Source organism: Mesorhizobium sp. M4B.F.Ca.ET.089.01.1.1 (assembly GCF_004022605.1).
Taxonomy (GTDB): Bacteria; Pseudomonadota; Alphaproteobacteria; order Rhizobiales; family Rhizobiaceae; genus Mesorhizobium; species Mesorhizobium abyssinicae.
Window position 1 is genome coordinate 1 of record NZ_RZOS01000255.1, and the last position, 8,159, is coordinate 8,159.

7 protein-coding genes are annotated in these 8,159 nt (G+C 63.6%); all 7 read right to left on the reverse strand.

What is annotated here, in order from left to right:
* Positions 1-598: OmpA family protein (locus EN780_RS21665; RefSeq protein WP_133372665.1), on the reverse strand; the 598-nt coding region annotated here is incomplete at its 3' end.
* A gap of 155 nt (positions 599-753) precedes the next feature.
* Positions 754-1,122 (reverse strand): GFA family protein, encoded by a 369-nt coding sequence (locus tag EN780_RS21670; RefSeq protein ID WP_128275272.1) that lies wholly within the window; start codon positions 1,120-1,122, stop codon positions 754-756.
* A 151-nt stretch (positions 1,123-1,273) separates the two neighbouring features.
* Positions 1,274-1,645 (reverse strand): hypothetical protein, encoded by a 372-nt coding sequence (locus EN780_RS21675; protein ID WP_128275273.1) that lies wholly within the window; start codon positions 1,643-1,645, stop codon positions 1,274-1,276.
* A gap of 299 nt (positions 1,646-1,944) precedes the next feature.
* Entirely contained in the window at positions 1,945-2,373 is a 429-nt protein-coding gene (locus EN780_RS21680; RefSeq protein ID WP_245500048.1) for a GFA family protein, read from the reverse strand.
* 62 nt (positions 2,374-2,435) lie between these two features.
* Positions 2,436-3,567, reverse strand: a protein-coding gene (gene prfB, locus EN780_RS21685; protein ID WP_127285894.1) for a peptide chain release factor 2 whose coding sequence is annotated in 2 segments (ribosomal slippage) — positions 2,436-3,500 and positions 3,502-3,567 — 1,131 coding nt in all. Because the reading frame shifts where the segments join, the coding sequence is not laid out codon by codon here.
* A gap of 120 nt (positions 3,568-3,687) precedes the next feature.
* Positions 3,688-6,144 carry a penicillin-binding protein 1A gene (locus tag EN780_RS21690; RefSeq protein WP_128275275.1) on the reverse strand — a complete coding sequence of 819 codons (2,457 nt, stop codon included), beginning with the start codon at positions 6,142-6,144 and terminating at the stop codon, positions 3,688-3,690.
* Positions 6,145-6,355: 211 nt separating this feature from the next.
* The gene (locus tag EN780_RS21695; protein ID WP_128275276.1) at positions 6,356-7,615 is read right to left on the reverse strand and encodes an N-acetylmuramoyl-L-alanine amidase; all 1,260 of its coding nucleotides are present in this window, start codon (positions 7,613-7,615) and stop codon (positions 6,356-6,358) included.
* Between the last annotated feature and the right edge of the window lie 544 nt (positions 7,616-8,159).

Genomic DNA, 8,159 nt, shown 5'->3' on the forward strand with positions numbered 1-8,159 from the left:
GTGTCGTCGCATTGGACGCGATCGGCCGGGTCTTGCCGAATCCGGTGACGGCGAAGCGGCGCGAATCGACACCTTGCCCGGAGAGATAGTTGGCGACCGCGAGCGCACGGCGCTGCGACAGGTCGAAATTGTGTTCGTCGCCGCCGGTCGAATCGGTGTGGCCGAAAACGTCGACCGTGGTCTGGCGGAACTTGTTCAGCACAAGCGCCACCGAATTGAGCACCGGATAGAAGCCGGGCTTCACCGCGTCCTGGTCGATGTTGAAGGTGATGTCGGACGGCATGTTGAGGATGATCTGGTCGCCGGTGCGCGTGACGCTGACGCCGGTGCCCTGGAGCTGACGGCGCAGCTCGGCCTCGTTCTGGTCCATCGTGGCGCCGATGGCGCCGCCGGCGAGCGCGCCGATGCCGGCGCCGATCAGCGCGTTGCGACGGTCGTTGCCGCCGGCCAGAAGGCCAAGCCCGGCACCCGCGATCGCGCCAAGGCCGGCGCCGGCCGCCGTGTTGGAAACCTTCTGCTCACCGGTGTACGGATCGGTGGTGGTGCAAGCGCTCACCAATACAGCCGTCGCCACGACGACGAGCACAGTCTTCTTCATGAGAATGTCCCTCTCCAAACCGCGGCCATTGCAGCCGCGCCATATCAGCCCTTCCGGCGGTCTTGTAGCATGAAATACGGCGAAAAGCGGAACGGCAAAATGCCGATCAGAGCTTTTCCATCGTCGCCATGCGCGGCTGTTCCGGCCAGTGCTCCCTACCAGAGATTCTTGCCGTCGATGACGACGACCTCGACCTTGTCGAGATCGAAATCGTCGAACAGGCGCGAATTCACGCTGACCTTCGGGTTGTCGAAGTCCGGCTCACCGCTCGACCAGTCGGGCGTTTCGGTGAAGGTGCCGCAGCCGCAGGTGGCGCAAAAGCCGTGCTTTACGGTCTTTGAGCCCCAGCGGTAGAACGAGACGTTTTCGGGCGGGCTGGTGAGCTTGAATTGCTCGGGCACATAATAGGCCCAGAGCGAGCCGCGTTTCGAGCAGAAGGAGCATGTGCAATGCGTCACTGTTTGCGGCGCTTCTGAAACCTCGAATGTCGTCGCCTTGCAGTGGCAGCTTCCCTTGATGGTCATGAACGAATTCCTCTCCGTTGCCCGCCGTCCACCGCGGCAAGGCAACATAAAGAATCGCTCCTGACAACCGCCTGTCGGCAGGCTTGCCTGCCCGCTCTCAAAAACTGGAAAGCCCGATGCCCCTTGACCCGGAGGTCGGATGCCCGTCGCCTCAATAGGAGCGCGGCGGCACGAACAGGCAGATAGTCTTGCCGGCATCGAGTCCCGCCTGATGCGCGCACCAGTGGAATTCGCCGTCGGGGCTGTCCTTGACGCGCTTGTCGGTCATGGGAACCACCTCGCCCGTGCCGGCAATCACGTAGCCCTCCGGCTTCTCCAGGACTTCGCCGGAGTGGGTCGTGCGGCAATCATAGTTGGCGCAGCACGAGAACGGATAGCTCCAGCCTTGCGGCAATGCCGCCGTAGGCTTGGCGTCATGCGCGAGCGCAGGCGCCGTCAACACCACGACCACCGCGGCCAGGAAAAACAGGAAGCGGCCAACCGGTTCAACGGCTTTGGCCTGTCGAATTGTGGCAGCAAACATGGGAACGTTCCTTTCAAACGAGCTCCAAGCCTTTCGCTTGCCCGTTCCCGGAACGTGTCTTCCCACTGGCCGGATCGTCAGGTCGCAGATACGCCGCGTCCGGCCATAAATGCTTCTATCCCCTCAGCCCGAATGCTGGGCTGATTCCTTGGCCGGCGCAAGAAGCGGCCGCATCGGCAACGCCGCGCCGCACGCCAAACCTCTGCAGCCAGAATCGTGCGCCGGCTTGGTTAACGAGCCGTTAGCGACGGATGTCTGGTGCCGGACAACGAAATTCGGATGAAGCTGGTTCCAGCCGTTCAACCGGGAATATGCTCATCATACTGCGGCAGGTCGTCGGTGACTGTGAACCATTTCGCCTTGGAACCGACGAAGATATGCGCCGTCGGGCGGATGCTCGGCGTATCCACCAGCGTCCCCATGGTGACGTGGACGTAGGCGCCCTCCCGCACCACCGAATAAAGCAGCGAGCCGCACAGCCCGCAGTGCTTGTCGTGAGCGCCGCTCGGATCGCCGAAGACCAGCAGCCTGTCGTCGCCGGCGGTCAGGCGCAGCTTGTCCCGCTCGATGCCGGCGAAGGGCTTGAAAGCCGACCCGGTGGCGCGCTGGCAGTTCGAGCAGTGGCAGTTCAAGGCATAGACGAATTCGTCTTCCACCTCGTACTGGACGGCGCCGCAAAAGCACCTTCCGGAAAGCCTGTGAGTATTTGCCTTGTCCGGCTTGGTCACAAGCGCCTCCTTCATCTGGTGCCCAAGGTGTCGGGCCGGCCTCACCTGAATATGGACATATCCTAGTCGAGATCCGCCACCGCTTCGCCCGCCCCGCCCTCGATGCGGTGCGACAGCGAGGCTTCCATGAACTCGTCGAGGTCGCCGTCGAGAACGCTCGACGGGCTGGTGCTTTCGACGCCGGTGCGCAGGTCCTTCACAAGCTGATAGGGCTGCAGCACGTAGGAGCGGATCTGGTGGCCCCAGCCGATGTCGCTCTTCGATGCCTCGGTGGCGTTGGCCACCGCCTCGCGCTTCTTCAGCTCTTCCTCGTAGAGGCGCGAGCGCAGCATCTCCCAAGCCTTGGCCCGGTTCTTGTGCTGCGAGCGCTCGGCCTGGCAGGCGACTGCGATGCCGGTCGCGAGATGGGTGATGCGGACCGCAGAATCGGTGGTGTTGACGTGCTGGCCGCCCGAACCCGACGAGCGGTAGGTGTCGATACGGACATCCGATTCCGAGACGGCGATGTCGATCGTATCATCGATGACCGGATAGACCCAGACGCTGGCGAAAGACGTGTGGCGCCGCGCATTGCTGTCGTAGGGCGAGATGCGCACCAGCCGGTGGACACCCGATTCGGTCTTCAGCCAGCCATAGGCGTTGTGGCCCTTGATCAGCACCGTGGCCGACTTGATCCCCGCCTCTTCGCCGTCGTGCACTTCCAGCACCTCGACCTTGAAGCGGCGGCGCTCGGCCCAGCGCGTATACATGCGCAAAAGCATCGAGGCCCAGTCCTGGCTCTCGGTGCCGCCGGCGCCGGCATGGATTTCGAGATAGGTGTCGTTGGCGTCGGCCTCGCCCGAAAGCAGCGTCTCGACCTGGCGGGCCTTGGCCTCGCCCTGCATCGAACGCAGCGCCGCCTCTGCCTCGGCGACGACGCCTTCGTCGCCCTCTTCCTCGCCCAGTTCGATCAGGCCGATATTGTCTTCAAGCGCCTGGGTCAGGCCCTTGACGGCGGCGATGCCATCTTCGAGCTCCTGGCGCTCCCGCATCAGCTTCTGCGCTTCCAGCGGCTCGTTCCAGAGGCTGGAATCCTCGGCGCGGACGTTCAGGTACTCAAGCCGCTTAATGGCCTGGTCCCAGTCAAAGATGCCTCCTCAGCAGGGTTATGGCCTGCCTGATCTCGTCGACGATGTTGAGCGTTTCCGCGCGCATGGCTGCCAGTTCTGTCCAGTTGATTTTGGTCGGCGCGATACATAGGGACGGCACCGCCGCCTGTAAAGCGAAATGGCCGGCCGGATCGTGGTCCGGCCGGCTTCATTCGATGCGAGCCCGTCAGTAAAGTCCGCCGCCGCCATCCTGGATGGCTTGCGTGGCTTGCGGCGACAGCGCGCCGCCGGCGCCGTTCGAACCGTCGGCCCCCATGCCGATCACCCAATAGCTGTCGGCGGGGCCGGTGCCCGGCTTGAAGGCTTCGATGATCGTGCCGGCCTCGCCTTCGGCCGCCTTCATGCCGGTCTTGCGGTTGATGGCGATCAGCTTCATGCCTTCCGGAACCTGGAAGTCGATGTTGGGCGTGCCGTCCAGCGCCACGCGCATGAAATCCTTGAAGATCGGCGCCGCCAGACCGCCGCCGGTCGCGCCCTTGCCAAGCCCTTTCGGCGTGTCATAGCCCATATAGAGGCCGACAACGAGGTTCGGCGTATAGCCGATGAACCAGGCATCCTTCTCGTCGTTGGTCGTGCCGGTCTTGCCGGCGATATGGCGGCCGAGCTCGGCGATGGTGGCGCCGGTGCCGCGCTGCACCACGCCTTCCATCATCGAGGTGATCTGGTAGGCCGTCATCGGATCGAGCACCTGCTCGGAATTGTCGACCAGTTCCGGTTCGGCCTGGTTCTTCCATTCGGCGGCGTTGCAGCCTTCGCAACCGCGCTCGTCCTGCTTGAACACCGTCTTGCCGTAGCGGTCCTGGATGCGGTCGATGAGCGAGGGTTTGATCGACTTGCCGCCATTGGCCATGATCGAATAGGCCGAGACCATGCGCATGACGGTCGTCTCGCCTGAGCCGAGCGCCATTGGCAGGTAGGGCGCCAGATGGTCGTAGACGCCGAAGCGCTCGGCATATTCAACCACCAGCTTCATGCCCATGTCGTTGGCGAGCCGCACGGTCATCAGGTTGCGCGACTTCTCGATACCGGAGCGCAGCGTTGCCGGACCGGCCGCCGTGCCGTCGTAGTTCTTCGGCGTCCAGGTGGTGTTGCCGCTCTGGATGGTGATCGGGCCGTCCATGATCACCGAGGCCGGCGTGTAGCCATTGTCGAGCGCGGCCGAATAGACGATCGGCTTGAACGAGGAGCCCGGCTGGCGCATCGCCTGGGTCGCCCGGTTGAACTCCGATTGCGCATAGGAGAAGCCGCCGACCATGGCCAGAACGCGGCCGGTGTGCGGATCCATGGCGACGAGGCCGCCTTCCACTTGCGGAACCTGGCGCAGGCTGTAGGCGCTGTCCGAACCTTCGTTCTTCTGCACGAAAATGACGTCGCCGGGCTGCAGCACATCCGCCGGCGATTTCGCCTTGACGCTCTTGCCGTCGACGATGTGGCGCATGGCAAAACCCATGTCGTCCTTGCTGACGGTGCCTTCGACGCGCTCCTTGACAATGTCGCCCGAGACCTGGCGCGCCGGCTGCAGGCCGATCGAGAGGCCGGTGTCGGAGCTGTCGAGGACGACGGCGAGTGTCCATTCCGGCACGTCCTCCAGCCCCTTGACGTTGCCGAGCGGCACGCCCCAGTCGCCGGAGACATCGATGTGGGTCGCCGGCCCGCGATAACCGCGCAGCGTGTCGTATTTCAGCAGCCCGTTCTGCATCGCCTTGCGGGCAATCAGCTGGATCTTCGGGTCGAGCGTCGTGCGCACCGAAAGACCGCCCTCGTAGAGCGCATTCTCGCCATAGCGAGCGATGATCTGGCGGCGCACTTCCTCGGTGAAATACTCGCCCGCGAACAGATAGGAGCCGTTGCGGCGCGGCGTCACGCCCAGCGGCTCGGCCTTGGCCTTGTCGCCTTCCTCGCGCGTCACGTAGCCGTTCTCGACCATCTGGTCGATCACCCAGTTGCGCCGCTCCAGCGCGCGGTCGGCATGCTTGAACGGGTGGTAGTTGTTGGGGCCTTTCGGCAGCGAAGCAAGGTAGGCCGCTTCCGCGACGGTGAGCTCGTTGACCGACTTGTCGAAATAGGTCAGCGCCGCGCCCGCCACGCCATAGGCGCCGAAGCCGAAGAAGATCTCGTTGAGATAGAGCTCGAGGATGCGATCCTTCGAATAGGCCTGCTCGATGCGGAAGGCCAGGATCATCTCCTTGATCTTGCGCTCGTAGGTCTGGTCCGAGGTCAACAGGAAGTTCTTCGCCACCTGCTGCGTGATCGTCGAGGCGCCAACCTGGCGCCTGCCCGAGCCGAAGTTCTGCAAGTTGACGATGATGGCGCGGCCGAGGCCGGTCACATCGATACCGGGATGGTTGTAGAAGTTCTTGTCCTCGGCGGACAGGAAGGCGGCCTTCACTCGATCCGGAACCGCCTGGATCGGCAGATAGAGGCGCCGCTCGCGCGCATATTCGGCCATCAGCGCGCCGTCGGAAGCATGGATGCGCGTCGTGACCGGCGGCTCGTATTTGGCCAGCACTTCGTAGTCGGGCAGGTCCTTCGCCAGATGGCTGATGTAGATCGCCACGCCGGCGGCCACGATAAGGGCCAGCGTCGTGCCGATGCCGAAGAAATAGCCGATGAGACGAATCATGCCCGCTCCAGTCCGTGGTTCGGGAATTTCCTAAACGAAGCCGCCTGTCGCGCAAGCTTCCGGGACGGTCCCAATCCGCAATGGGAAACCCATGTCGCCACCATGTGGACAAAATACGGCAGCACGGGGTTTTCGGCTTCCCTCCGCGGAAATAATAGCGCCGGGTGTTGTCGCCATGCAACGCCGCCTGTGGTTGCAGGCGGCAGCAACGTCAGCCCCCGGTTCCCGTTCCGGCCTTGGCCGAAGCGAACAGCGCGACGGCATTGGTTATGCTCTGCGCAGCCTTGCCGCGCCAGTCGGCGCTGAGCAGTTGCGCTTCGTCCTTGGCGTTGGACAGATAGCCCAGCTCGACCAGCACCGAAGGCACGTCCGGCGCCTTCAGCACCTTGAACCCGGCGGAGCGCTGCGGGTTGTTGATAAGGCCGACGCTGCTCGAAAGCTGCCCGACCAGGGTGTGGGCGAAGCTCATCGAGAAGCCGTGCGTCTCGCGGCGGATCAGGTCGATCAGGATGTCGGTCACTTCCTTGTTTTCGTCCTTGATCTCCATGCCGGCGAACTGATCCGAGAGGTTTTCGCGATCGGCAAGCGCCTGTGCCTCGGGATCGGAAGCCTTGTCGGAAACGGTATAGACGGTCGCGCCGCGAATGCCCTTGACGCTGATCGTGTCGGCATGGATCGAGATCAGGAGGTCGGCTTCATGCTGGCGGGCGATGCGCACGCGGTCGTCCAGCCGCAGGAACTCGTCCTTCTCGCGGGTCATGAACACATCGTACTTGCCGACCGCGACGAGCTTGTCGCGCAATTCGGTGGCGAAGGCGAGCGTGACGTTCTTCTCGATGGTGCCGTTGAGCCCCTCGGCACCGCCGTCGACGCCGCCATGACCGGGGTCGATGACGACGGTGAAGCGATGGCCGGGATTGGAGATCGGTCCGGTTCCGACCCTGCCGCCCTTGTCGGTCGACACTGTCGAGCCGGTGGTCAACGCCTGGTTGGCGAGGGCGGCATCGAATTCGCGCGCCGAGGCCGCCGACATGTCGATGGCGATGCGATAGCCGCTGCCGTCGTCGTTCTTAAGCACGTCGAGCTTGTCGACCGAAAACGGCCCCTTGCCGGTGAGGATCAGCCGCGATCCCTCGCCCTGATCGCCGTAGCGGACTGCCCGGACAAGACCCCGCGCCTTCACATCCTTGGCGCCAATGGCGAATCTGGTGCGCGGCAGGTCGACGACGAGGCGATTGGGACCGCGCAGCAGGAACCATTTGACGTCTGGCTCGCGGTCGAAAGTCATGACGATGCGCATCTTGGTGGCATCACCCGCCATCTTGAAGCCGGTGGCGCCAAGCGGCGCGTCGGCGGCGCGGGAAACGCCCGAAAACACGAGGAAAGCCGCCATCAGCACAAGCACGCAGGCGGCATGCAGGACAGGCCAAGCGGCGCAACGACCCTTGTTTGCGGTGCCTGCCAGTCCCATCTCTTTCCAGTCGCTCCCGGTTTGGCGCCAGGCGCCGGGTCGTTTCATCGAAGTGCCGGTTAGGCCGCGAACTCGATTAACGATTGGTATCCAGAGAAGGTTAACCAAGCCTTTTCACGCAAGGAACCGACGGCCGGGCTTCCCTAAGGGAACTCCTTTTTGCCGGCATCGGAAATCGGGGTTGCCTTCCCTGCCGCCAAATCATAAAAGCGATGGTGGATCACTGCAATCCTGGAACCGCTTCCTCCGCAGCTTCCTGCTACAGGTCAGATGAAAGGCGGCTCCTTTCGCTTCCAGCGAAAAGGCTTCAGGTGATCGCGACGAATTTCGCAGGCGTGCGCCCGTGGCGGGGGAATCGCCTGCGTGAGGAAAACGGCCGGGTTGTCCCGTGCCGGCTCTGTATGAGCAAACAAGCTGGTCCGGTTCGTCCGGGCTTTGGTTCAAAAGGTTCTGCTGGTGCCGATGGCTTCAAGCGCAATCATGGAAAGGTCCGCAACGAACCGCGCCATTGTGGCTGCGGGCGGCACCGCCATGGCGCTCAAGC

Coding starts and splice junctions, on each gene's coding strand:
- EN780_RS21670 (WP_128275272.1), bottom strand. CDS start 1,122: ATGACCATCAAGGGAAGCTGCCACTGCAAGGCGACGACATTCGAGGTT.
- EN780_RS21675 (WP_128275273.1), bottom strand. CDS start 1,645: ATGTTTGCTGCCACAATTCGACAGGCCAAAGCCGTTGAACCGGTTGGC.
- EN780_RS21690 (WP_128275275.1), bottom strand. CDS start 6,144: ATGATTCGTCTCATCGGCTATTTCTTCGGCATCGGCACGACGCTGGCC.
- EN780_RS21695 (WP_128275276.1), bottom strand. CDS start 7,615: ATGGGACTGGCAGGCACCGCAAACAAGGGTCGTTGCGCCGCTTGGCCT.